We start from the raw sequence: 25,288 nt of genomic DNA on the forward strand, positions 1-25,288 counted from the left end.
GCGCAGGGTGTCTCTCGATTTGTGAGTGGCCCGAACGTTGGGGCGGTGCCGCCGGCAGCCGCCCTCAATAATCGCGCGAGTAGCGCAGGCTCGCATTGGTGCCACCGAACGATCCCGCCGAGGACAACAGGCTCAGCGACTTGGTGAGCGCGATCTCCAGCTGGGTCGCCGTCATCCCCTTCGCGTCGGTGATGATCTCGATGTAGATGTTGCTGGTCAGGTACTTGCCCGCCGACAGCGAGGTGCCGCGCCCGGTCGCCTCGTCCGCGCCGACGACGCGCAGACGATCGAACCCGGTCGCCGACCGCAGCTTGCCGAGGGGGTTGAGCCCGCCCCCGCCCGATCCGCGCAGCGAGTTGAGCGCAGCGGCGAGCTGGATGCCCTCGATCGCGGACAGGTTCGCCGGGCTGGTGCCGAACAGCAACCGGCTCAGCACCTCGTCCTGCGGCAGCGTCGGGGTCGAGGTGAAGGCGATCTGCGGGCGCAGCCCGGTGCCGGTGATCGCGATGTTGGCGGTGATGCCGTTGGTGGTCGTCGTCGCCAGGATGTTGATATCCGGATCGGTCAGTGCGCCGCCGCGGAAGCGGATCGTGCCGCGGCTGATCTCGAACCGCTTGCTGGCGAACGAATAGGCCCCCTTCACGATATCGAGCCCGCCGGTGATCACCGGCGCGGCGGAGGTGCCGCCGATCCGCAGGTCCATCGACCATTCCGAATCGAGCCCCATGCCCGACACGAACAGCTGGTTCTGGGCGCGGACGCGCAGCGCGAGCTTGAACAACCCGACCGGAGCCACCTTCGGGCGATCGGTCGGCCGTGCGACGCGGAGCTCGCTTTTCCGCCGGACGCCGGTCAGTTCGGGCACTTCGGCCTGGCCCTGACGGATGATCTCGTAGCGCGCGGAGGGGATGCGAAGATCGCCCTCGATCAGCCCGCCGTCGCGGCCGTTGGTCAGGTGGATCGTGCCCGTCGTGGTCGCCGACAGCGCGTCGCTCTTGGCGAGTTGCGCCTCGTTCAGCGTCGCGCGCAGATCGATCGGGAAGCCGCTGTCCGCCGCGAGCCCGATTGAACCCTGCGCCTGGACGGTGCCGTCGCCGGCCTTGGCGGACAGGTTGGTGAGTTCGAGGCGATCGTTGTTGAACCGCGCCGCGATCCGCATCTGCGACAGCCGGGTGCCATAAGTCTCGTTGTCGTAGGTCAGGCTGTCGCCGCGGATGAGCCCGGTCAGCCGCGGCGCGGAGACCCGGCCGGAGAAGTCCGCCGCGACCGCGATCGGCCCGGACAATTGCTGGTTGGGCAGCGCCGCAAGGCTGAACAGCACCGCGGAGGGGCCGTTGTAGCGGATTCCGCCGGACAGCGGCGCCTGCATCAGCCGCGTCGTCCAGGATCCCGCCCCCGGCGGCAACGGCCGCAGCGTCGCGACCAGACGCCCGACGACGGTCGGCCCGCGCTTGACGATCGCGCGCGCCTCGCCGCCATCGGCGACCAGCCGGCCGACCATCTGCAGATCGACCGCATCCGAGACCGCGGCAAGCCCGGTGCGCTGGAAATTGGCGATGTTGAGCCGCATGTCGGCCTGCGGGATGCCTGCGCCCTGCTGCCGGTAATCGACGCTGCCGGTCGCCTTGCCCGAGATGCCGAGGCTCGGCGCGAATGCCGAGAGCACCGACAGGTCGAGCCGATCGAGTCGCGCCTGCGCCGCGGTCGTGCCGCCGCCGAACGACCCTGCGATCCGCGCCGATCCGCCGGTCGCGCCGCCGAAATCGATCCGGGTCGGCAGCAGGCGATAGGCGCCGCGCGACGCGGTGATCCGCGCCGGGTTGGCGGTGCGGAACGCGATGTTGTTGGCGGTGCCCTGCAATGCGACCAGATAGTCGCTCGGCGACAGCTTGGCATTGAGCGCGACGCGGAACGGCACGCCGCTCGATCCGGTCAGCAGCGCCTGCGCAGTGCCGCGCCCGCCGGTGTAGTTCACCTTCGCGCGCGCCGCCTGGATGACCACCGCATTGTAGCGCAGGTCGGCGATCTGAACGTCGGCGATCACCTGCGGCGCGCGCGGCAACATCACCACGCTGGCGTCGAGGATCGCGCGGCCGATCGTGAAGTCGGCGGTGCCCGGCACCGTCGCGTTGAAGGCGCGCGCCTTCACATCCGCGCGCTGGTTGCCGCCCTGGTTGGCGAGCTGGACGTTGCCGTTGATCCCGCGCCCGGCGAAGCGCAGCGCCCCTGCGAACGGCCCCGCGGCGGTCTGCACCACCCGGCCGGTGGTGGTGATCCCCGCGAACAGCACGCGGCGGACGTCGACCGTCAACTGCGCGCCCGGACGGACCAGCACGTCGGCGCTGAACGGCCCGTAATTGGTGCCGCCGGTGGCGTTCACCGCATAGGCGCCGCCGCGGCCGACGACGCGGGCGTTGAGGTTGACCAGCCCGATGCCGACTCCCGGCCGCGCCGCGCGAAGCACCACCACGGGCGCAGTCGCGCTGCCGGTGACGCGGGCGGAGAGCGGCCCATATTGCGACGAAAAGGCATCGGCATCGACCAGCACGCTGCCGGTCGCCGGATCGAAGCGACCCTCGCCGCGGGTGACGCGGAAGAGCGGCGCGTTGAGGCGAAGGTTGCGGAAGGTCGCGATGCCCTCCGCGCTGTAGCCGACATCGGCTCGAACGATCGCGTTGCCGCCGAGGAAATTGCGCGCGCCGTCGTTGAACAGCTGCTTGGTCTGCGCAACGACCCGCCCGGTTATGCCGAAGCCGCCATTGGCGCCGGGCACCAGCTTGGCATCGGTCTGCAGGTTGATGATTCCGATGCTATCGACGCGATAATTGTCGATCCGCCCCTTCAGCGCGCCGGTGTAGCGCCCGGTTGCGGTGTTCGCGACGACGAGCGCGGTCGCGTCGATATTGTCGGATTTGATCCGCAGATTGTCCGACAGGATGTTGGGCATCGAGATCGCGAAGTCGCCCGCGATTGACACGTTGTTGGCAAGCCCGCCGACCGCGGCGTTCAGCCCGGTGACGCGGCGCGCCTTGGCCCTGATCGGCACCAGGATGCGATCGGAATTCACCCGCGCCAGCCCTTCGGCATACACGTTCTCGACGTTGGTGGTGCCGAAGCCGATCGACGCCGCGCGTACCTTGTAATCCACCGTCGGCGTCGCGAACGCGCCGTCGAGCACCACCCGCGCCAGGACGTCGCGCCCGCGCAGGTTGGGCGCGATCGCACCGGGGGTCAGCAGCTTCGCGTCGACCGCGAAATTGCCGAAACGGCTGTTCGCCAGATCGAGGATCCCGCCCGCATCGACCGTCAGCGCGTCCGACCGCAGCTTCATCCGGGTGTCGGCGCGGCGTTCGGCGAGCGTGGTGTCGATCGCGATGTCGAGCTGCGGCGCGGTCAGCCGCTCGACCGGCCCTTCCAGGTAGAGGCCGGGCTTGGCGAAGCCGCGCACCTCGATATGCCCCGATTTCGCAGTGAGCGCGAGATCCGCAAGCTGCCCGGCGCCGAGCGTCGCGCGCGCGCGGCCCTGCCACGACGCCCAGCTGCCCTTGCCGCCGACCGTCGCGGTCAGCGGCGCCTTCAGCGACCCCATCGTGCCGAGCACGCCGCCGACCGGCGCGAAGATCTTCGCATCGACATCGAGCTTGTTGTCGTCGGGCACCGCATCGAGCCGCAGCGTCAGCGTGTCGCCGCCCGCGAAGCCCGGCCCGCGCAGCGCCGCGGCATCGGTGACCAGCTGCGCGCGGCGGTCCGCGACATGCACCTTGCCGTCGATCCGGATCGCATGCGCCTGCCCGGTGATCGGCTTGGCGAGCACCAGCCGGCCGATATGCAGCCGTGCGATGTCGATATCGAGATCGGGCAGCAGTGGCGCATTCGGATCGCTCGGCGTCTGCTTCAGCTCGGGACGGCGCGCGAGCGTCACCAGCTCGGTTGACAGCGATCGCACGTCGACATGATTGTTGGCGAAGGCGAACGGGCGCCAGTCGACTGCCAGCCGCGGGCTGGTCAGGAACACGCCCTTGGGATCGGCGACGCGCACGTCGCTCAGCACCATCTCGCCGTAAAGCGATCCGTCGATCCGCCCGACCTTGATGTTCAGCCCCGACGCGGTCGAATAGCCGCCGATTTGATCGGCGACGAACCGCCGCCCCGGATCGGTGTTGATCCCCAGCACCACCACCCCGGCCAGCACCACCAGCCCGAGCAGCGTCAGCGCGATCCACTTCAGGATGCGCTGCCAAAGCGGTCGCTTGGCCGCGATCGCGTCATGCTCGGTGGTGACGTCGTTGTCCTGTGGCAGCTCGTCGGCCATCAATATGCCTGCCCGATCGAGATGTAGAGCGCGATGCGGCCGTCACCCGGACGCCGGTTGAGCGGCGTGGCGACGTCGATCCGCATCGGACCGAAATTGGTATAGAAGCGCCCGCCGATGCCTGCGCCGATCCGCAGGTCGCTGCCCTTGGGCAGGCTGCTCGCATAGCTGTTGCCCGCGTCGACGAACGGCACGATCCCGAAATCGCCGAAGCGATAGCGCGCCTCCAGCGAGAATTCGTTGAGGCTGCGCCCGCCGACCGGATCGCCATTGGGGTCGAACGGCCCGAGCCGCTGATAGCCATAGCCGCGCACCGATCCGCCGCCACCACCATAATAGCGACGCGACGGCGCGAGGTCGTCGCGCGCGATGCCCTGAATCGATCCGGCGCGCGCACGCCCGGCGACCACCAGGCTTTTCGTCGCGGGATAATAGAAGGTGCCCTCGACCATCGTCCGGACATAGGGTTTGATGCCGCCGCTGACCGCCGTTTCCGGGCTCACCGTCAGCCGCACGCGGTAACCGCGGGTGGGATTGAGCAGGTCGTCCGACGCGTCCCACTGCACCTGCCCCGGCAACGCCGCGATGCCATAGGTGCGGCGACGCCGCTCCCCGGCCGCGAAGTCGTAGACGCTCTCGTTGGTGCCGACGAGTTCGCCGCCATAATAATAGGTGATGCGTTTCTGCCAGATCGGCGTGGAGTCGTAGCTCCACCGCGCCGACAGCGTGCCCGTGAAGGCGTTGAACGCGTCGTAGTTACTGTGCGTCGCCGCGGCGAGAACGGTGAAGGTCCGGTCGCGCTTGCCCGCATTGCTGCGCCGGAACGTGCCCGACAGCCCCTGTTCCTGCGTCCCCCCGACCGCCGACGCGATCAGCGCGCCTTCGGGCGGGAACAGGTTGCGGTGGGTCCAGGACCCCTCGGCCCGGAACCCCTGCCCCGTCGAATAGCCCAGATTGCCCGCGAGCGATCGCGCCGGTCCCGCGGTCTGGCGGACCAGCAGATCGACCTGCTCGGTGCCGTCGGGGCCGGGGCGCCCGGTGCGTACCGGCTCCACCGATGCGGTCGAGAACAAGCCGGTCGCGACGAGCGCATCGCGCAGATCGTCACGCTTGCGCTGGTCGTAGAGATCGCCCTGCCGGAACCGTGGGAAGATGTTGAGGTGATCGATATCGAACACCGGATCGCCGGCGGTGGTAAGCTGCCCGAAGCTCGAACGCGGACCCGGATCGACCGGCAGCGTGTACGCGCCGGTAGCCTCCGCGGCGACATCGTCGAGCAGGATGTCCCGATCCCCGACCGCCACGAACGGATAGCCCTGCTGTGGCAGGACGAGGCTGACATTCGCCTCCGCGCCCTGGATCCGCGCGGCCTCGATCGCGTCGCCGGCCTTCAGCGGCAGGTTGCGCGTGATCAGGTCGGGCGGGGTCACCGCCGCCGCGTTCACCGTCACCGAGGACAGCTTGTAGAGCCGACCCGGCGATACACTGACGATCGCGCGCAGCTTGCCCGGCTTGTCGCTGCCCGCCTCGACCGCGGGCGTTTCGATCGTCGAGATCGCGGTGGCGTCGTAATAGCCGATCGACTTGGCGAGCCGCACCGCGAGCGCCTCGTCTTCCTTGCCGCGGGCCGCGACCTGGGTGGCGTTGGCGGCCTTGCCGTCCCCCTTCTCCAGCGCCGACAGCGATTTGAATTCGTCGTTCAGCTCCAGCTTCTCGAGCCCGCGCAGCACGGCCTCGTACCGTATCTCCGGCGCGTCCTTGTCCTTGATGTCGGCGGCGGTGACCAGCGGCGCAGTGTCGAACGTGCCCAGCGGCGCCAGCGGCTGGGCGAGTTGCGGATCCTCCGCGGCGGGGGGCGGCAGCGTGTCGCCGATCGGCGCCGCCGCGGCCGCTTCCGCGCTGCTAGCCGGGGCGGCGGGCGCGACGCCGGGCATCGCCTCGAGCGGTGCGTTGATGTCACCCGAAAGCGGCGGCAGGGCTGCGTCGAATTCGCTTTCGGGGACGATCGACGCATTGCCCTGCGGATCGGCCTCAATCGTGCTGGCGGACGATTTCTCGGTCTCGACCTTCGGCGCATCGGGGCCGCGCGCCGGCGCTGTTCCTGGCTTGTTGAGCTGTCCGAACGCAGGCGAAGCGGCGACGAGCGCAACGGCAAGCCAATAGTGTCGACCGGTCGAAGCTGCCACGCGAAAACGATTCCCTTTTACGGGACGATCGTTTTCGACCCAGCCCCTCATTACCCGCAACGCGCGGAATTCCAATTGGTTTCGTGGGTAAAGCGGGTTTGTATCGGCGCCAATTCGCGCTTCTACCACCCCGGCGGAGGCCGGGGCCCAGTCGGGAGACGAAGGTAATCGGCCGCTGCGCTTCGTTACCACTACCTACATAACTGGGCCCGGCCTCCGCCGGGGTGGTAGCAACAGAGGCAATCACATCTTCATCTGTTTCGCTACCGACCGCCGCAGCGCCTTGCCATAAGGCGGCTTCAACCCCGCCAGCTTGGCCACGTCGATCCGCGCCTGTTTCAGCACCGCCTTGGCATGGCTGAAGGTCTTGAAGCCGTCGTGCCCGTGATACGACCCCATCCCCGACGGCCCGATCCCGCCGAACGGCAGGTCCTCCATCGACACGTGCATCACCACGTCGTCGATCGTCACTCCGCCCGAGATCGTCCGGTCGAGCACGCGTCGACGCTCGCCCTCGTCGGGTCCGAAATAATAGAGGCCGAGCGGCCGGTCGCGCCGGTTCACCTGCGCGATCGCGTCGTCGATCCCCGCATAGCGGACGATCGGCAGGATCGGGCCGAAGATCTCCTCCTGCATCAGGGTCATGTCGTCGGTGACGTCGCGGACGATGTGGAGCGGCATCTTGCGGCTGTTCGACGCCGCGAAATCCTCGCCCGCCGGGTTGACCGTTTCCACCGTCGCACCCTTCGCACGCGCATCGTCGAGCCAGTCGGCGAGCCGCTGGTGATGCCGATCGTTGATGATCGAGGTATAGTCCGGATTGGCGAGCAGCGTCGGGTACATCGCGCTTGCTGCGGTTTTCAGCCCGTCCACCACCCGCGCCTCGTCCGCGGCATCGACCAGCAGATAATCGGGCGCGAGGCAGATCTGCCCGGCGTTGAGCATCTTGCCGATCGCGATCCGCTCCGTGCTGCGCGCGATGTCGGCGCCCTTGCCGACGATCACCGGCGATTTGCCACCTAGCTCGAGCGTGACCGGCGTCAGATTGTCCGCCGCGGCATGCAGGATGTGGCGCCCGATGCCGGTCGCCCCCGTGAAGATCAGGTGATCGAACGGCTTCTCCGCAAACGCCCTACCCACCTCCGCCCCACCCGCGACGAAGGCGAGTTCCGTCACGTCGAAATAACGCCCGCACAGCTTCTCGAACAACGCCGCGGTGGCCGGCGTGAACTCGCTGGTCTTGACCATCGCGCGATTACCCGCCGCGAAGATTCCCGCGAGGGGCGACATCACCAGGTTGACCGGAAAGTTCCACGGTGCAATCACGCCGACCACCCCCTTCGGCTGATATTCGACCCACGCCCGTGCGCCGAGCAGCCCGAGCGGAAACTGCACCGCCCGCCGCTCGCGCCGCGCCCAACGATCGACCTGCTTCAGCGCATGCGCCATCGGCGCGATCGATCCGCCGATGTCGGTCAGCATCGACTGTTCGCGGCTGCGATGGCCGAAATCTTCCGACAGCGCATCGCAGAAGCGATCCGCATTGTCGCGGATCATCGCTGCGGCGCGCTTCAGCCGGTCCTTGCGGGTCGCGATCGGCACCGGCAGCTCGGCGGTGAAGGCGGCGCGCTGCGCGGCGAGCGTGTCGATCAGCGCGGTCATGCGCAACCGATCAGGCCGGCGACCGGTACCACCAGCGCGTCGCCGCCGCGTCGTTCGACCCGCAGCACCGCATCGGTGACCTGCGCGCCCTTGGTCAGATCGCGCCTGGCGACGATCTTCATCTCGAAATTCACGGTTACGTCTCCCCCCGCATAGTCGATGCTGCCGCCGAACCCGAGCCCGCCCTCGCCCTGCTCGGCGACGCGCGCGAGATCGACGGTGCGGCCGTCGATCGACAGCCGGATCTGCGCCGGCTCCGCGGTCGCCATCGCCACCAGCTTGCGGTCGGCCATGCTCCAGACGAACGCCGCGCAGCCTTTCGCCGGCATCTTCTGCTGCCCGATCGCATCCAACGACATCGGCGACGGTGCGGCTATGGTCGCCGCCTGCGCGGCCAGGAACAGAGTCATGATCACGATGACGACACTATCATGGCGATCCACGCCGGGTAAGCCGCCACCGCGAGCAGCGCCCCGAACGGCAGCGCGGCATCGCGCGCCATCCGCCGCCCCCGCACCGCCGCGAACACCACCCAGGCCAGCCCGACGAGACTCGCCAGCAGCAGCACCGCCGGCAGCATCCGCCATCCGAGCCACAGCCCGATCGCGCCGAACAGCTTGGGATCGCCCCCGCCCATCCCGTCGCGGCCACGCAAGCGCCTATATCCCGCGGCGATCGCCCAGAGCGTAAGGAACCCCGCCGCTCCTCCGATCAGCCGATCCGGGATCGCAGGCGGCACGCCGGCGAACCCGGTCCCCGCCCCCGCGATCGCCAGCGTGATCGTCAATCGGTCGGGCAGCCAAAGGGCGGTCGCATCCAGCGCCGCAAGCGCCAGCAAGAGCCAGCCGAAGATCGCGCCGGCCACGGCAAGCGGCGATGCAGTCGCGACGCCGGCGAGCACCCCGATCAACGCCGCGATCGCTTCGACCCGCCAGTGCAGCGGATCGATCGGCCCCTCGCAGGTCCGGCAGCGCCCGCGCAGCCAGAGCGCACTTAGCAACGGCACCAGATCGCGCGCGGTCAGCGTCCGCCCGCAGGCGTCGCAGGCCGATCGGCCGTGCATCACTGATTGGTCCTGCGGCCAACGGATCACCAGCGCCGCGACGAAGCTGCCGACGATCGCCCCGAGCACGCCGAGCCCTAGGGGCCAGATCATCGCGGCCGTCACCATCTCGCCCTGCATCCCGCACGCCTAGCGAGCGCACGCGCCGACACAAGCGAAACACCCGGGCTTTGCATATTCGTGCGTAACACCCCAGATCGGCTGCATCATCTTGCCGGAGCCTGTCATGACCACCGATCCGATCGTCATCCTGTCCTATGCGCGCACGCCGATGGGATCGTTTCAGGGCAGCCTTGCCGGCGTCGGCGCGACCGAACTCGGTGCGGCGGCGGTGCGCGGCGCGGTCGAGCGCGCCGGGGTATCCGCGGCGGACGTCGAGCGGATCTACATGGGCTGCGTATTGTCCGCGGGGCTCGGCCAGGCCCCGGCCCGTCAGGCCGCGATCGGGGCCGGGCTCGGCGATCATGTCGAGGGGACTACGGTCAACAAGATGTGCGGATCGGGCATGCAGGCCACGATCCTCGGCGCGGACGCGCTCGCCGCGGGATCGATCGACCTGCTCGTCGCGGGCGGAATGGAGAGCATGACCAACGCGCCCTACCTTTCGCGAACGCACCGCTCCGGTGCGCGGATCGGCCACGACACGATGTACGACCACATGTATCTCGATGGCCTCGAGGACGCCTATGAACCCGGGCGCCTGATGGGCAATTTCGCCGAGGACACCGCGCTCGACTATCAGTTCACCCGGCAGGCGATGGACGATTTCGCGATCGAATCGCTGACCCGCGCGCAGCGTGCGCAGAAGTCCGGCGCGTTCGAGCGCGAGATCGTCGCAGTCGAGGTGAAGGGCCGCAAGGGCACCGACACGATCATCCTCGACGAACAGCCCGCCAAGGGCGACGTCGCCAAGATCCCGACGCTGAAGCCCGCCTTTTCGAAGGAAGGTACGATTACCGCCGCCAACGCCTCATCGATCTCCGACGGCGCCGCGGCACTGGTCTTGACCCGCGCCAGTGTCGCCGAGCGCCTCGGCCTCACGCCGATCGCGCGCATCGTCAGTCACGCCGCCCACGCCCACGCTCCCGCCCTGTTCACGACCGCACCGGTGTTCGCGATGAAGAAGGCGCTCGACCGTGCGGGCTGGAGCAAGGACGATGTCGACCTGTTCGAGGTCAACGAAGCTTTCGCCGCAGTCGCGATGATCGCGATGCGCGACCTCGGCCTCGATCACGCGCAAGTGAACGTCAATGGCGGCGCCTGCGCCCTCGGCCACCCGATCGGGGCCAGCGGCGCGCGGATCCTTGCCACGTTACTGTCGGCGCTCCAAACCAATGGCCAACGTCGCGGCTTGGCGTCGCTCTGCATCGGCGGCGGCGAAGCCACCGCGATGGCCGTGGAGCTGATGAATTAAGGGCGGTCGGCCTTCAGGCGACCGATGCCTACGCTGATGGCCGAGCTTGTGCTCCGGCGAAGGCAGGGAGCACGGCACCGGATCCCCGCCTTTGCGGGGATCCAAGGGGTGTATGTGGCGCAATCGTTCAGGGCAGCACCTCGCCGCCGTCCACGCCCCAGAGCCCCGCGACCTGGACGAACCCCGCCTGCCCCTTCACGTCGAAGCGACACCAGCCGTCGGCGCATTTGCTCAGCCGCCCGACCACCCCAGGCCCTGCGCGCCATTGCAGGGGGGCGCTGGCCTGGGGTCGTTCGCGCATCTCGATCGGCTGGGTGCCGCGGACCATAGCGGTGCGGTTCTCGCTGAGCAGGTTCGCCTGCATCCAGCCCTGGGCGCCGTCGGGATCCTCGACCCGGCGCCATTCCTTGAAGATCGCGATCACCTTCACCGGCAGGTCGGCGCGCTGGTACAGCCAGCTCGCGGGATAGGTGCGCGCGGGGCCGGTCCGCATCCGCGCACGCCCGGCCGCGATCGAGGCGTAATAGGGCGGGGTCCTCTTCGCGTCCGCCGCCGCCGCCAGGTCGGGCGCGAGCATCGCGACTCCGGCGAGGATGAGGGCGAGGTGGCGCATGGTTCCGGTCCTTTACGATCCCGTACCTGTAGCGAAGCCGCGACGCGCATCAACCACCGTTGACGCGCCGGATGGGCTTCGCCAATCCAGCGAACGATGTCCGACACCCGCCGCCCTGCCACCACCAGAGTGCCTCATCCGCGGGTGATCGTGACGCGCGAGCTTCCCGACATCGTCATGGACCGGTTCGACGCACTCTTCGACAGCGTCACCAACCGCACCGACGAGGCGATGACCCGCGACCAGCTCGTCGCTACGGTCGCGGACTGCGACGTGCTGGTGCCGACCGTCACCGACACGATCGACGCCGCGCTGATCGAGGCGGCGGGCGAGCGGCTGAAGCTGATCGCCAATTTCGGCGCCGGCGTGAACCATATCGATCTGCGTGCGGCGCGCGCGCGCGGGATCATCGTCACCAACACTCCCGGCGTGCTCACCGAAGACACTGCGGACATGACGATGGCGCTGATCGTCTCGGTGCCCCGCCGGCTCGCCGCAGGCGAACAGCTGGTGCGATCGGGGCAATGGAAGGGTTGGAGCCCCGGCGGGATGCTCGGCCGCCGCATCGGCGGCAAGGCGCTCGGCATCGTCGGCATGGGGCGGATCGGTCAGGCGGTGGCGCTGCGCGCGCGCGCGTTCGGCCTGTCGATCCACTATCACAACCGCAACCGTCTGCCCGCGGTGCTGGAGGCGCAGCTCGCCGCAACTTGGCACGCGTCGCTCGACGAGATGCTCGCCGCGGTCGACATCCTGACCATCCACACGCCTCGCAATGCCGACAGCGAGAACCTGATCGATCGCCGCCGCATCGCGCTGCTGCGCCCGCACGTCTACCTGATCAACGCTAGCCGCGGCGGCATCGTCGACGAGGAAGCGCTGGTCGACGCGCTCGAAGCCGGGCGTCTGGCGGGTGCCGGCCTCGACGTCTGGACCCACGAACCGCAGATCGACCCCCGCCTCCTCGCGCTGCCGAACGTGGTGATGACCCCCCACATGGGCTCCGCCACCTACGAAGGACGCGTCGCTTCGGGCGAGAAGGTGATCCTCAACATCCGCATGTGGGCCGACGGTCACCGCCCTCCCGACCAGGTGCTGGAGGGCTGGGTCTAGGGGCCCAAGGGAAGTGCTTCTCGCGCAGAGTCGCGGAGGACGCAGAGAGCGTGCCGAGTAGTGGAGGACGATGCATCGACGATGTTGGCTGTGCAGAGTAACCCCTGCCTTCCCGTCATCCCCGCGAAAGCGCGAATTGATACTGGCTGCCGGATGTAAGTAATGGCGACGCTCCCCAGACTGAAGACTCGCCGTCCAGAAATTACCGCAGGTCCGCAGTTCTCCGCTGATCCCTCGAGCATACCAGCTCTGCGTTTTCCCCGTCTCCGCGCGAACCTAAATCCTTCTGTCGCGCCGAACCCAGAGCCTCTACGCGGCGACCGTCAATCCCCCGTCAGAATCCGGTCGACCAACTGCTTGACCGTCGGCACGAAGCCGTTGGAATAGAACGGATCCCGCTTGAAGTTGTACGCCGCGTGCCCCGCGAACATCAGGTTCTGATCGATGTCGCCGCCATGCGCGATGTCCTGCAGCGTCTTCTGGATGCAGAACGACCGCGGGTCCGCCAAGCGACCGGTCGAGTTAGTCTCGGTATCGGCCCAGCTCGAGAAGGAGCATTGCGACAGGCAGCCCATGCAGTCCGCCTGGTCCTTGCGGATCATACCCTTTTCCTGCGGGCTGACGAACACCAGCGTATTGTCCGGGGTCTTCAGCGCGTCGGTATGCCCCTCGCCGAACCATTGCCGCGCCAGCAGCAGGTCGTTGCGCGTCACCCAGAAGTTCTTGCCCTTCACCCCGACGTCGAGCTGGAAGACATGGTCCCCCGCCTCCTGCGTCGAGAACGCGATCTGGCGGATCGAGCGGGCTTCCAGGCTGCGCAGGAACGGGTTGCGCACGGCGCTAGAATAGAAGCCGGTCGGCGAAAACTTGTGCAGCAGCACCTCGCCCTCCTCGATCGTCGTCAGCCGGTCCTTCCAGCCCTGCGGAATTGGGCTTTCCTGGGTCAGCAGCGGGCGGGTGCCGTACTGGAATGCGATCGCGCCGAGTTCCGGGTTGTCGATCCAGTCGTTCCAGTCGCGCAGATACCAGACGCCGCCCGCCATCACGATCGGAACGTCGTCGGAAATGCCGCCCTCGCGCATGACGTCGCGGAGTTCCTTCACGCGCGGATACGGATCCTGCGGCTTCAGCGGATCCTCGGCATTGGACAGGCCATTATGCCCACCAGCGAGCCAGGGATCCTCATATACTACCGCCGCCAGCCATTCGGCGGCCTTCGAATAGGCGCGCTTCCATAGTGCGCGAAAGGCGCGGCCCGAGCTGATGATCGGCAGGTAATGAACGTTGTACGAAGCGGCGATCTCGCTCAGCTTGTACGGCATGCCCGCCCCGCAGGTGACCCCGGCAACCATCCCACGGGTGCGTTCGAGGACGCCGTGCAGCACGCGCTGCGCCCCGCCCATCTCCCACAGCACGTTAATGTTGATCGCGCCACGGCCGCCAGAGATGTCGAACGCGCGCTTGACCTGCTGCACCGCGCCCTCGATCGCATATTCGACCAGTTCCTCGTGGCGTTCGCGGCGGGTGAGCGCGCGATAGACCTGCGGGATGATCTTGCCTTCGGGATCATAGCTGTCGGCATTCACCGCCGAAACCGTGCCGATGCCGCCCGCGGCTGCCCAGGCGCCAGCCGACGCGTGGTTGGTCGCGGCAACGCCTTTGCCCCCCTCGACGAGCGGCCAGACCTCTTGGCCATTGTACAGGATCGGCTTCAGGCCCTTGAACACGGCGTCGCATACCCCTTCAGCGAAAAGACGCTCCGCTATAACGCCTGGACGCCCGGTTGCGAGGAAATACCACTTCAGGTCAATGCGCCGGGCCTGCCCATCGCTGTTTCGTACAGGGTACGATAGCGTGCGATCATCGTCGCTTCGTCGAACATCGCGTGCGCCCGCGCCTGGTTCGCGGCGCCGACGTTGCGGCGAAGCGCCGCGTCGGCGAGCAGCGGCTGAATCGCGTCGCGCAGCCAGATCTCGCCCTGGTGCTCGGCGATATAGGGCGCGTTTTCGGGTGCGACCATCTTGGCGACGTCGCCTACCGGGGTGCTCGCGATCGGTACGCCCGCGGCCATCGCCTCGACCACGCAGATCGGGAACTGCTCGCTCTTCGACGACAGCGCGACGATGTCGAATAGCCCGACGAACCGGTCCGGCCGGGGCAGAAATCCCGGCAGCACCACCCGGTCCGCGATCCCCATTGCCGACGCCGCGCGCAGGATCGCCTCGCGCTCGGGCCCCTCTCCCACGATCACGAGCCGGAACCGCCCCGCGAGCCCGCCTGCGGCGCGCACCAGCATCGGCAGGTCCTTCACTTCGCGAAGGCCGGCGAGCGCGCCGATCACGACCTCCTTCTCGTTCCGGACGAAGCCCGGGATCGCGCGCGGATCGGGCTTCGCCGCATAGCGGGCGGTGTCGATGCCGTTGGCGATGCGGTGGATCCGTGCCTCGGGCTGTTTCCAGCGGTTCCGCGCGATCCATTCGAGCAGGTCGGACGGCACCACCAGCGCCTCCGCTGCGCCCAACGCGATGCGGCGATAGACGTTACGCTCGATCTTCAGCCCCGCGGCCTCATCGGCGTTGAAGCCGTCCTCGTGGTGCACAAGTGGCGGTGCCCCCTTGGCGAAGACGCGCTTCGCCATGGCCCCGTCGATCGCGCCCCAATTGTAGGTCAGCACCAGATCGAAGCGGCGCATGAATCGTGCGATCGCCTCGTACCGCGCCACCGATGGTCGCCCGGTGAGCGCGGGCGGGTCCTGGGCGATCTCGTACTTGATTCCCTTGGCGATCGACTGCCGCGCCGACAGCGCATCCGGCACGCCCGACACGATGGTGTGGCGTGCGCGGTCGCCGAACGCGTTCATCAGCCGCACCGCGCGCGCTTCCTTGCCGCCGAGGTCGAAGCTCGAATGCAGGTGAAGGATATGGACCGGGTTCATGCCGTCGCCATGGCCCGTGCCAGCAGGTCGTCGATCGGCGCGACCAACACGGACTCGGTCAGCAGCGGCGCATGGCCGACCCCCGGCACGCTCACCAGCCGCGCGTCATCCAGGGTCGCGACCATCCGCTCCGCGGTCGCCATCGACAGCAGGTCGGACTTCTCGCCGCGCACCACCAAGGTCGGCACGCCGCCTAGGCTTGCCAGCGCCCGCCACATGTCGGGTCCCGCCTCGTTGCCCGCCACGCGGAACGGCTCGGCGATCTTCATGTCGTAGTCGAGCACGATCCGCCCGGCGCTGTTCAGGCGATAGAGCCGTTTGGCCATCGCCAGCCAATCCTCGATCGCGCAGTCGCTATGCGTCGCGGCATTGACCTCCGCCACCGCGCGCGCCGCATGCATCCAGGTCGGGAACGACCCACCCTTGCCGACATAGCCGCGGATCCGCGACAGCCCGCGCGGATCGATCTCCGGGCCGATGTCGTTGAGCAGCGCCCCCGCCAGCCGCGCCCGCGCTGTGCCCGCGAGCAGCATCGTGACGATCCCGCCGAGCGAGGTGCCGATCGCGATATAGCGGTCGATCGCTAATTCGCCGAGCAGCGCCTCGACGTCTTGGACATAGGTGAGCGGCACATAGGACATCGGATCCTTGGCGTAGGCGCTCTCGCCCCGGCCGCGGAAATCGACCGCGATCACCCGCCATTGCCCAGCGAGCCGACCCGCGAGCCCCTCGAAATCGCGCGCGTTGCGGGTCAGCCCTGGCAGGCACAGGATCGGTGGCCGATCATCGGGTCCGGCATAGTCGCGATAGTGGAGCCGCAGCCCGTCGTTGGACCACCAGTAGCGATTTTCATACGCGGGCATGGTTGCGTCCTCGGGTTGGCGGCCTCCATATCGCGATATGCCCTTCGACCCGCAAGCATATCGGCCGGCCACCGCCCTTCTGACCCTTGGCGACGGCTTCTTCGACGCCGTTGCCGCCGCCGACTTCCCGGAGACGCGGCTGCGCTTCCGCAACCAGCGCGCCGCTGCCGAGATCGGCCTCGATCCGCTGACCAACGCGGAGTGGATCCGGCATTTCGGCCGCTTCGATCCGCTGCCGGACACGCTGCCGTCGCCCCTCGCGCTGCGTTACCACGGGCACCAGTTCCGCTCGTACAATCCCGACATCGGCGACGGCCGCGGCTTCACCTTCGCGCAGATGCACGATGCGCAAGGTCGGCTGATGGATCTCGGCACCAAGGGATCGGGCACCACCCCCCATAGCCGCTCCGGCGACGGCCGACTGACGCTGAAGGGCGGCGTGCGCGAGATCCTCGCGACCGAGATGCTTCAGGCGCTGAACGTGCCGACGTCGCGCACGCTGTCGCTGATCGAGACCGGCGAGCAGCTGGCACGCGGCGACGAACCCTCCCCCACGCGGTCGGCGGTGCTGGTACGGCTCAGCCTTGGCCATGTCCGCATCGGCACGTTCCAGCGGCTCGCCTACGAGCAGGACGAGGCGGCGTTGCGGCGGCTGGTCGGTTACGTGTTGCGCAACCTCTATGGCGAGGACAGCGACGATCCCGTCCGGCTGCTCGACCTCGTCGTGGCGCGCACCGCTACCCTGGCAGCGCGGTACATGGCGGCGGGCTTCGTCCACGGTGTGCTCAATTCCGACAACATCAACGTGACCGGCGAGAGTTTCGACTATGGCCCCTGGCGGTTCGCGCCGACCTGGGACCCGGGTTTCACCGCGGCCTATTTCGACTATCAGGGCCTCTACGCCTTCGCTCGCCAGCCCGAGGCGATCCACTGGGACGTGATGCAGCTCGCGGTGTCGCTGCGGCAGCTGGTCGACACCGAACCGCTGATCGCCGCGCTCGACCGGTTCGCGCCGCGTTACGGCGAGGCGGTGGCGGAGGCGATCCTGTGGCGGCTCGGCGTGAGCCCAGGCGAAGCCGACGCCGATCGCCTCCTGGTCAAGGCCGTCGAACGATCGCTGCGCGACACCGCCGTGCCGATCGACCGCTTCTTCTTCGACGCATTCGGCGGGGATCTGCCCGACGGCTATGGCGAGGAGTGGGCCGAGGTCCGCGGTATGCTGGACGGCCGCAGCGCGCGGAAGGATCGCGCCCACCCCTATTGGTTCGGCGCGCCCTGTTCGATGCTGATCGACGAGGTCGAGGCGATCTGGGCACGGATCGCCGAGGCCGACGACTGGTCCGCGCTCGACGCCAAGGTGACGGCGATCCGCGCGATGGGCGAAGCGCTCGCGTGACCCGCCTTGCAGCGGACCGATCGAGCGTCGATAGAGGCGCGCATGGCTGACCAGCTCCATTCCTACGAACCCGCGACCGGCACCCTGTTGTGGAGCGGCGACATCGGCGATGCCGATACCGAGGTTGCCGCCGCGCGATCGGGCTGGGCGAGCTGGGCCGCCTTGCCGCTGACCGTCCGGATCGAGACGATGCGCCGCTTCGGCAACGTCGTCCGCCAGCGCGCCGACGCCTTCGCCGATCTGCTCGCGCGCGAAACCGGCAAGCCCTTGTGGGAATCGCGCACCGAGGTCGAAAGCGTGATCGCCAAGGTCGACATCTCGGTCGCCGCCTATGCGGAACGCACCAGCCAGCGCCGGCTCGACGCGCCGATGGGCAGTCGCATGGCGCTGCGCCACAAGCCACACGGCGTGCTCGCGGTGCTCGGCCCCTATAATTTCCCTGCGCATCTGCCCAACGGCCACATCGTCCCGGCGCTGCTCGCGGGCAATGCGGTGGTGTTCAAGCCGTCGGAGAAGACCCCGGCGGTCGGTGCCTTCCTGGTCGATTGCTACCGGGCTGCCGGCGTGCCCGACGCCTGCATCCGGCTGCTGATCGGCGGCCCCGCGGAGGGCAAGGCGCTGGCCGATCACGCCGAGATCGACGGCCTGCTCTTCACCGGATCGGCGCGGACCGGTTTGGCGCTCAACCGCGCCTTCGCCAACAAGCCCGAGAAGATCCTCGCGCTCGAAATGGGCGGCAACAACCCGATCATCGTCTGGGACACTCCCGACCTGCACACCGCGGCGGTGCTGGTGATCCAGTCCGCCTTCACCACCGCGGGACAGCGCTGCACCGCCGCGCGTCGGCTGATCGTCGACGACAAGCTCTACGATCCGCTGATCGACACCATCAACACGATGGTCGGGCGGCTGATCGTCGGCAGCCCGCATGACGATCCCGCGCCGTTCATGGGCCCGGTGATCGACAACGACGTCGCCGACCAGCTGACCGAAAGCTTCCTGGCGCTGCTGATGCGCGGCGGCCGCCCGATCCGCCATCTCGAACGCACGATCGAGGACAAGCCGTTCCTGGTGCCTGCGATCATCGACGTCACCGCGGTCACCGACCGGCCCGACATCGAATTGTTCGGCCCGATCCTCCAGGTGATCCGCGCCGACGATTTCGACGCCGCGATCGCGGAGGCGAACAACACCCGCTACGGCCTTTCCGCCTCGCTGATCAGCCAGACCCCAGCGCTCTACGACCGCTTCTGGTCGGGCGTCCGCGCCGGCATCGTCAACTGGAACAAGCCCACCAACGGCGCCTCGTCGTCGGCGCCGTTCGGCGGCGTCGGCTGGTCCGGCAACCACCGCCCCAGCGCGTTCTACGCGGCCGATTACTGCGCCTATCCGGTCGTCAGCAACGAAGCCGAAAGCGCGCGGGCGTCGCTCGGCGTGGGGCTGCGGGATGCTTGAGACTCTGATGCTACCCTCACCCCATTCCATTAGCCTCGAGTAGCTGTCGAGCTTGTCGAGACGGCGTATCGAGAGGTCCCCTCCTCAGGCCCAGTCTCTCGATACAGGCTCTCGACTTCGCTAGATCCCTGCTCGAGACGAACGGAAGGTGGGATCAGCGACCACCGCTTGACTAAGGAACCACCATGCCCTCCGGATTGGTCGCACTGCTCGACGACATCGCCGGCCTGACCCGGCTCGCCGCCGCTTCGCTCGACGACGTCGGCGCCGCGGCGACCAAGGCGGGCACCAAGGCCGCGGGGGTGGTGGTCGACGATACCGCGGTCACCCCGCGCTACGTCGTCGGGCTCAGCCCGCAGCGCGAGTTGCCGATCATCGGCAAGATCGCGCTCGGATCGCTGCGCAACAAGCTGCTGATCCTGCTCCCGGTGTCGCTGGCGCTCAGCGCGCTGGCACCCTGGGCGATCACCCCGCTGCTGATGATCGGCGGCGCGTATCTGTGTTTCGAAGGCGCCGAGAAGGTGATCGAGGCGATCACCGGCCACGGCCATGCCGACGACGACGAGGTCGCGGGCACGCCCGAGGAACTGGAGAAGCAGAAGGTCTCGGGCGCGGTGCGGACCGATTTCATCCTGTCGGCGGAGATCATGGCGATCGCGCTGGCGGAGGTCGCGACCTCGCCGATCGTAACCCAGGGCATCGTCCTCGCGGTCGTCGCGGTGGTGATCACCGCGGGCGTTTACGGCGTCGTCGCGCTGATCGTGAAGGCGGACGATGTCGGCGTCCACCTCGCCGGTCGGCAGTCGCCGGCATTGCGCGCGATCGGGCGCGGGCTGGTGAAGGGTGTCCCCGTGATCATGAGCGCGCTATCGGTGATCGGCACCGCGGCGATGATCTGGGTCGGCGGCGGCATCCTGCTGCACGGCGCGGAGACGCTCGGGCTCGCGGCGCCCGCGGAGACGCTGCACCACGCCGCCGAGGCGGTCGGCCATTCGCTCGGCGCAATCGCGGGGATCGCGAGCTGGGTGGTGACCGCGATCGGGTCCGGGATCGTCGGCCTGATCGTCGGCGGCATCATCGCCTTCGTCGTGCATGCGATCGGGAAGGCCCGCGCATCGCATTGAGGCGGCGCCAAACCTCTCCTACCCGCGCGCCAAGCATCGCTGCTTTGCGCTTACCGCCACCAGCGCCCATCTCGCGGGGCATGGCTAGTCTCCTCGACCCAACCGCCCGCGGGCGCGTCATCCTCGTCGGTGCGGGGCCGGGCGATCCCGGTCTGCTCACCATTCGCGCGGTGAAGGCGCTCGAGACCGCCGACGTCGTCGTCCATGACGGCCTGATCGACCCGCGCGTGCTCGATCTCGCGCCTGCCGACGCGCAGCGGATCTCGGTTGCCAAGCAACGCGCGCGCCACACCCTGTCGCAGGACGCAATCAACGCACTGATCGTCGCGCACGTGAAGACCGGCGCGATCGTGGTGCGGCTGAAGGGCGGCGACCCGTTCATCTTCGGTCGCGGTGGCGAAGAGGTCGAGGCGGTGCGCGCCGCCGGCCTGCCGGTCGAGGTCATCCCTGGCGTGTCGGCCGCGCTCGGCTGTGCGGCGGAGGCGATGCTGCCGCTCACCCACCGCGACCATTCGAGCGCGGTCAGCTTCGTCGCGGGTCAGTGCAAGGGGCTGAGCGATCAGGATTGGGCGGGGCTCGCGGGCCAGGGCAGAACGCTCGTCATCTACATGGGCGTCGCCACGGCAGGCGACATCGCCGACAAGCTGATGGCGGACGGCGTTGCACCCGACATGCCGGTCGCGGTGCTTGAAAAGGGCACGCTGGCGGATCACCGCGCGATGCGGACGCTGCTCGCCGATCTTGGCCCGATGGTGACGCGCGAGGGCGTGCAGAGCCCCGCGATCATCGTCGTTGGTGAGGTCGTCGAGCTGTCGGACGCCGAGGACAAGCTGGCGCGCTGGGCGCGCGTATCGGAGAGCATGGGCGCATGAAGCTGCTGACCGGGAACGACCTGCCAACCGGCGATGTGATCTGGTGGACCGGCAGCGGCTGGTCGCGCCACGTCGAGGATGCGACGGACGTGTCCGACCAGGGCGAGGCGATCGCCCGGGCCGAGGAAGGCGCCCGCCGCGTCAACGGCCCCTATGTGATCGACGCGACGCTAACCGCTGACGGCCCCCGCCCCGCGCACATCAAGGACCGCATCCGCGCGCTCGGACCCACGGTACGCCCCGACCTGACGCTGAAGCCGACCGATCCGGCGGCGGGGAGCTGGGTGATATGACGGCAACGGCAAATCCTCCCCGGCACGGGGAGGGGGACCGGCCGAAGGCTGGTAGAGGGGGGCTCCCCCGAGAGGTATGGCCTGTGGAGAGCCCCCTCCACCAGCTACGCTGGTCCCCCTCCCCGTACCGGAGAGGATCTAGATCGACTAAATCGCAAGGCCCCGCCCATGTATAAATACGACAGCTACGACCAGGCGATCGTCGATGCCCGCGTCGATGAATTTCGCGATCAGGTGAAGCGTCGCCTCGCCGGGCAGATCACCGAGGACCAGTTCAAGCCGCTGCGGCTGATGAACGGCCTCTACCTCCAGCTCCACGCCTACATGCTGCGCGTCGCGGTGCCGTACGGCACGCTCGACGGGCGGCAGATGCGGATGCTCGGCCACATCGCGCGCAAATATGATCGCGGCTACGGGCATTTCACCACCCGCCAGAACATCCAGTATAATTGGATCAAGCTGGAGGACGCACCCGACATCCTCGCCGATCTCGCCACGGTCGAAATGCATGCGATCCAGACCAGCGGCAATTGCATCCGCAACATCAGTTCGGACCAGTTCGCCGGCGCCGCCGCGGACGAGGTCGCCGACCCGCGCCCTTGGGCCGAGCTGATCCGGCAGTGGAGCACCTTCCACCCTGAATTCAGCTACCTCCCGCGCAAGTTCAAGATCGCGGTGATCGCCGCCGACGAAGACCGCGCGGCGATGCGGCTGCACGACATCGGCATCCAGCTGGTGGAGCGTGCCGACGGAACCGGAAAATTGGTTCTTGGCGCCAAGATCTTCGTCGGCGGCGGCATGGGCCGCACGCCGATGATCGGGCCCGAGATCAAGGACTTCGTGGTCGCAGACGATCTGATGAGCTATCTCGAGGCGGCGCTGCGGGTCTACAATCGCTATGGGCGCCGCGACAACATCTACAAGGCGCGGATCAAGATCCTGATCCACGAACTCGGCGCGGCCGAATATGCCCGGCAGGTCGAGGAGGAATTCGTCGCGGTGAAGGCGCTCGGCATCAATCCGCCCGCCGCCGAACTCGCGCGGATCACCGCCTTCTTCGGCGAACCCGATTTTGACGTCGACGCGCCCGACGCGATCGATCGCAGCGATCCCGATTTCGCGATCTGGGTCGACCAGAACGTCAAGCCGCACAAGCGCGTCGGCCACGCGATCGTCAACATCAGCCTCAAGCCGATCGGCCAGATCCCCGGTGACGCGTCGGCGGACCAGATCGACGTCATGGCCGATCTCGCCGAGCGCTTCGGCCATGACGAGCTCCGCGTCACCCATGCGCAGAACATCGTCCTGCCGCACGTGCGCAAGGCCGATCTCTACGCGGTGTGGCAGGCGCTCGCCGAGGCCGGGCTGGCAGAGGCCAATCTCGACCTGATCAGCGACATCATCGCCTGCCCCGGCCTCGATTATTGCAGCCTCGCCAATGCCCGATCGATCCCGGTCGCGCAGAAGATCGCGACCCGCTTCGCCGACCTCGGCCGGCAGCGCGAACTGGGCGAACTGAAGCTCAAGATCAGCGGTTGCATCAACGCCTGCGGGCACCATCATGCGGGCCACATCGGCATCCTCGGCGTCGACAAGAAGGGCACCGAAAATTACCAGCTGCTGCTCGGCGGGTCTGGTGCGGAGGACGTCAGCCTCGGCAAGATCACCGGCCCCGGCTTTTCCGAAGACGGCATCGTCGACGCGATCGAGCGGGTCACGGACAAATATCTGGTCGTCCGCGAAGAGGGCGAGCGCTTCCTCGACACCTATCGCCGGGTCGGCATGGAAGCCTTCAAGGAAGCGATCTATGGCTGATCTCGCCGGCAACACCGATGCGCTGCTCCGCTTCCGCGACGACGAGGTTCATGACGAACCGGCGGTGACGCTCGACGCGTTCCTCGAAGGCCAGACCAACGCCACCGCGGTCCGGCTGGAGGCCGGCGACGATGCGCGCGCGCTGCTGCCGCATCTCGGTCAGCTCGGGCTCGTCGAGGTCAGCTTTCCCTCCTTCCGCGACGGCCGCGGCTATTCGGCGGCGCGGGTGCTGCGCGAGGCAGGCTATGCCGGCGAATTACGCGCCGCGGGCGACGTAATGGTCGATCAGGTTCCGCTGATGCGCCGTTGCGGCTTCGACAGCTTCGCGCCCGAAGCGCCGATCGATCCCGCGGTGCTCCAGCGCAGCCTCGATCGCTACGATCATGATTATCAGCCTGCCGCCGACACCGCGGTGCCGGTGTGGAAGCTGCGGCATGGGTGAAGCCGCGCGCCAGCTCGACCTGATCGACGTCGCGCCGGCCTTCACCGCGGCCGATGCGACGGCGTTCGAAGCGCGCTACGCCGGGGTCGAGGCGCCGGCCTTGCTACGCCTGCTGCTCACCGGCGAACTCGCCGGGCGCACGGCGGCCGTGTCGTCCTACGGTGCCGAATCCGCGGTGTTGCTGCACATGGTGGCGACGATCGATCGCGACGTGCCGGTGATCTTCACCAATACCCAGAAGATGTTCGGCGAGACGCTCGCCTATCGCGACGAGCTTTCCGAGCGGCTGGGGCTCACCGATCTGCGGGTGTTCCGCCCCGATCCGCGGCTGCTCGCGGCGAAGGACGCGACCGGCTTGCGCTGGTCCTACGATCCCGACGGCTGCTGCGACCTGCGCAAGGTCGAGCCGCTGCGCCGCGCCCTGGCACCCTTCGATGCGTGGATCTCGGGCCGGAAGGGCTTCCAGTCGGGCACCCGCCTCGCGCTGCCGCGGTTCGAGGTCGACGAGGGCCGGCTCAAGATCAACCCGCTCGCGGATTGGACCAAGAGCCGGCTCGACGCATACTTCACCGCGCACGAACTGCCGCGTCACCCGCTGGAGGCGGCCGGCTACCCGTCGATCGGCTGCGCCCCCTGCACCTCGCGCGTCCAACCGGGCGAAGACCCGCGAGCCGGTCGCTGGCGCGGCTGGGACAAGGTCGAATGCGGCATCCACCAGCCGACCGAACCCGGCGAGGACCCGATCTTCTAGCCCGGTTCGTGATGCTACGGTCATCAAGCCCCTCCCCTTTAGGGGAGGGGTTGCGGGTGGGGCCTCTCCTCGGACGCAGTCGCTCGTGGAGAGACCCCACCCCGGGCCCCTCCCCTGAAGGGGAGGGATGAGTAGGTCAGATCACGAACTCCTCTAGGATGTCCGGCGCCTTCCCGGAGGCGCCGGACCGCCGATCAGAACCGGTAGCCGATGCCGATCTGCAGGATCGGATAGACCTTCACCTTGTCGACATCGTCCTGCAGGTCGCGGCGTTCGCGTTCCAGCGCCGCGTTGAACTGCGCGCTGGTCGAGGCCGATCCGCTGGCGCGAAAATCGCGCAGGCGCGCTGCGCCCTGAAACAGCACGCCGCCCTCCGCCATGAAGAAGAAGCCGGGCCGGTTCTTGCCCGCCCAGCCCAGCGTCAGCGCAGGCGCGAATTTCTTCACGGTCGCGCGGCCGGTCAGCGTGCCGACCTGCGCTGCGGTGAACTCCTCGTCGCCGACCGTCACGGTGCCGGTGCTGTCCGCACTCGGCGTCGCCGATACGTTGACGCGGTTGCGGTTGATTCGCGCGCCGCCCGAGATGCGGAATGCGCCGCCGAACGGAAACACGTCGACCATCGCCCCGAACGATTTCAGCTTCAGCTTGCCGCGATAGGTGATGTCGTCCGAATCGAAGTCGCTCGACACCCCGAGGAACGTTGCGCTGCCCCGCACGCCGACATGGTCGGAGAACCGGAACCCGACGTCCGGCCCGATGCCGAGCGTACCGGCCGTCACCGCGGCCGAGACCACGCCACGCCCGCTCGCCGTCGCCGGCGCATCCTGCGCCGCCACCTGGCCCGACAGCGCCGCCGCCCCCGCGGTGATGAACCATCCGATCGTCTTCATTATACCCTCCCTGTTGATGCGACCGCGGACCTTCCCCGCCCCGTCGCGACGCCGTGCTCCCTAACCACGGGGGTGCGGGGCTTCATCACCCG

The 25,288-nt window shown here is 68.3% G+C and carries 20 protein-coding genes; 10 read left to right on the forward strand and 10 right to left on the reverse strand.

All coding sequences use genetic code 11. From position 1 onward, the window contains the following. Window positions 1-64: 64 nt before the first annotated feature. The 5 genes from ACT009_RS05240 to ACT009_RS05260 form a co-directional block, all read right to left on the reverse strand. Window positions 65-4,312 (reverse strand): translocation/assembly module TamB domain-containing protein, encoded by a 4,248-nt coding sequence (locus ACT009_RS05240; RefSeq protein ID WP_445193298.1) that lies wholly within the window; start codon window positions 4,310-4,312, stop codon window positions 65-67. Beyond that, a complete protein-coding gene (locus tag ACT009_RS05245; RefSeq protein ID WP_445193299.1) occupies window positions 4,312-6,498 on the reverse strand; it encodes an autotransporter assembly complex protein TamA in 2,187 nt (728 codons plus the stop codon). Before ACT009_RS05245 ends, ACT009_RS05240 begins: the two co-directional genes overlap by 1 nt. Window positions 6,499-6,741: 243 nt before the next feature. Further along, window positions 6,742-8,160 carry a coniferyl aldehyde dehydrogenase gene (locus tag ACT009_RS05250; protein ID WP_445193300.1) on the reverse strand — a complete coding sequence of 473 codons (1,419 nt, stop codon included), beginning with the start codon at window positions 8,158-8,160 and terminating at the stop codon, window positions 6,742-6,744. Further along, complete coding sequence (locus ACT009_RS05255; RefSeq protein WP_445194025.1) at window positions 8,157-8,570, reverse strand: hypothetical protein; 414 nt, start codon at window positions 8,568-8,570, stop codon at window positions 8,157-8,159. Before ACT009_RS05255 ends, ACT009_RS05250 begins: the two co-directional genes overlap by 4 nt. A 2-nt stretch (window positions 8,571-8,572) precedes the next feature. After that, window positions 8,573-9,343, reverse strand: a complete 771-nt coding sequence (locus ACT009_RS05260) for a prepilin peptidase (RefSeq protein ID WP_445193301.1) — start codon at window positions 9,341-9,343, stop codon at window positions 8,573-8,575. A gap of 106 nt (window positions 9,344-9,449) precedes the next feature. On the opposite strand from ACT009_RS05260, the gene ACT009_RS05265 reads away from it, so the two are divergent. Next, window positions 9,450-10,637 (forward strand): thiolase family protein, encoded by a 1,188-nt coding sequence (locus ACT009_RS05265; protein ID WP_445193302.1) that lies wholly within the window; start codon window positions 9,450-9,452, stop codon window positions 10,635-10,637. Between the two features lie 127 nt (window positions 10,638-10,764). Here ACT009_RS05265 and ACT009_RS05270 read toward each other — a convergent pair whose 3' ends face one another. After that, window positions 10,765-11,250, reverse strand: coding sequence for an SH3 domain-containing protein (locus tag ACT009_RS05270; RefSeq protein ID WP_445193303.1), 486 nt, complete (start codon window positions 11,248-11,250; stop codon window positions 10,765-10,767). Window positions 11,251-11,346: 96 nt separating this feature from the next. Between ACT009_RS05270 and ACT009_RS05275 the strand changes: the two genes are divergently transcribed. Next, entirely contained in the window at window positions 11,347-12,360 is a 1,014-nt protein-coding gene (locus ACT009_RS05275) for a 2-hydroxyacid dehydrogenase (RefSeq protein ID WP_445193304.1), read from the forward strand. Between the two features lie 323 nt (window positions 12,361-12,683). Here the strand turns inward: ACT009_RS05275 and ACT009_RS05280 are convergent, their stop codons facing one another. The 3 genes from ACT009_RS05280 to ACT009_RS05290 form a co-directional block, all read right to left on the reverse strand. Further along, window positions 12,684-14,087 carry an NAD(P)H-dependent flavin oxidoreductase gene (locus tag ACT009_RS05280; protein ID WP_445193305.1) on the reverse strand — a complete coding sequence of 468 codons (1,404 nt, stop codon included), beginning with the start codon at window positions 14,085-14,087 and terminating at the stop codon, window positions 12,684-12,686. 74 nt (window positions 14,088-14,161) lie between these two features. Next, window positions 14,162-15,295, reverse strand: coding sequence for a glycosyltransferase family 4 protein (locus tag ACT009_RS05285; protein ID WP_445193306.1), 1,134 nt, complete (start codon window positions 15,293-15,295; stop codon window positions 14,162-14,164). Next, window positions 15,292-16,158 (reverse strand): alpha/beta fold hydrolase, encoded by an 867-nt coding sequence (locus tag ACT009_RS05290; RefSeq protein WP_445193307.1) that lies wholly within the window; start codon window positions 16,156-16,158, stop codon window positions 15,292-15,294. The genes ACT009_RS05285 and ACT009_RS05290 overlap by 4 nt, the downstream gene beginning before the upstream one ends. 37 nt (window positions 16,159-16,195) lie before the next feature. Here ACT009_RS05290 and ACT009_RS05295 point away from each other — a divergent pair, with 37 nt between their 5' ends. From ACT009_RS05295 to ACT009_RS05330, 8 genes are all read left to right on the forward strand, one after another. Beyond that, complete coding sequence (locus tag ACT009_RS05295; RefSeq protein ID WP_445193308.1) at window positions 16,196-17,554, forward strand: protein adenylyltransferase SelO family protein; 1,359 nt, start codon at window positions 16,196-16,198, stop codon at window positions 17,552-17,554. A gap of 42 nt (window positions 17,555-17,596) precedes the next feature. Further along, window positions 17,597-19,009 carry a succinylglutamate-semialdehyde dehydrogenase gene (gene astD, locus ACT009_RS05300; protein ID WP_445193309.1) on the forward strand — a complete coding sequence of 471 codons (1,413 nt, stop codon included), beginning with the start codon at window positions 17,597-17,599 and terminating at the stop codon, window positions 19,007-19,009. 185 nt (window positions 19,010-19,194) lie between these two features. Further along, entirely contained in the window at window positions 19,195-20,133 is a 939-nt protein-coding gene (locus tag ACT009_RS05305) for a DUF808 domain-containing protein (protein ID WP_445193310.1), read from the forward strand. 80 nt (window positions 20,134-20,213) lie between these two features. Beyond that, entirely contained in the window at window positions 20,214-21,005 is a 792-nt protein-coding gene (cobA, locus tag ACT009_RS05310) for a uroporphyrinogen-III C-methyltransferase (protein WP_445193311.1), read from the forward strand. Beyond that, window positions 21,002-21,298, forward strand: coding sequence for a DUF2849 domain-containing protein (locus ACT009_RS05315; protein ID WP_445193312.1), 297 nt, complete (start codon window positions 21,002-21,004; stop codon window positions 21,296-21,298). The genes cobA and ACT009_RS05315 overlap by 4 nt, the downstream gene beginning before the upstream one ends. Window positions 21,299-21,466: 168 nt before the next feature. After that, a complete protein-coding gene (locus tag ACT009_RS05320; protein WP_445193313.1) occupies window positions 21,467-23,113 on the forward strand; it encodes a nitrite/sulfite reductase in 1,647 nt (548 codons plus the stop codon). After that, complete coding sequence (locus ACT009_RS05325) at window positions 23,106-23,555, forward strand: DUF934 domain-containing protein (RefSeq protein ID WP_445193314.1); 450 nt, start codon at window positions 23,106-23,108, stop codon at window positions 23,553-23,555. Before ACT009_RS05320 ends, ACT009_RS05325 begins: the two co-directional genes overlap by 8 nt. Next, window positions 23,548-24,306: a phosphoadenylyl-sulfate reductase gene (locus ACT009_RS05330; protein WP_445193315.1), complete on the forward strand. Its 759-nt coding sequence runs from the start codon at window positions 23,548-23,550 to the stop codon at window positions 24,304-24,306. Before ACT009_RS05325 ends, ACT009_RS05330 begins: the two co-directional genes overlap by 8 nt. Before the next feature lie 194 nt (window positions 24,307-24,500). Here the strand turns inward: ACT009_RS05330 and ACT009_RS05335 are convergent, their stop codons facing one another. Continuing rightward, window positions 24,501-25,196, reverse strand: coding sequence for a hypothetical protein (locus ACT009_RS05335; protein ID WP_445193316.1), 696 nt, complete (start codon window positions 25,194-25,196; stop codon window positions 24,501-24,503). Window positions 25,197-25,288 lie beyond the last annotated feature (92 nt).

The organism is Sphingomonas sp. Tas61C01, assembly GCF_052567495.1.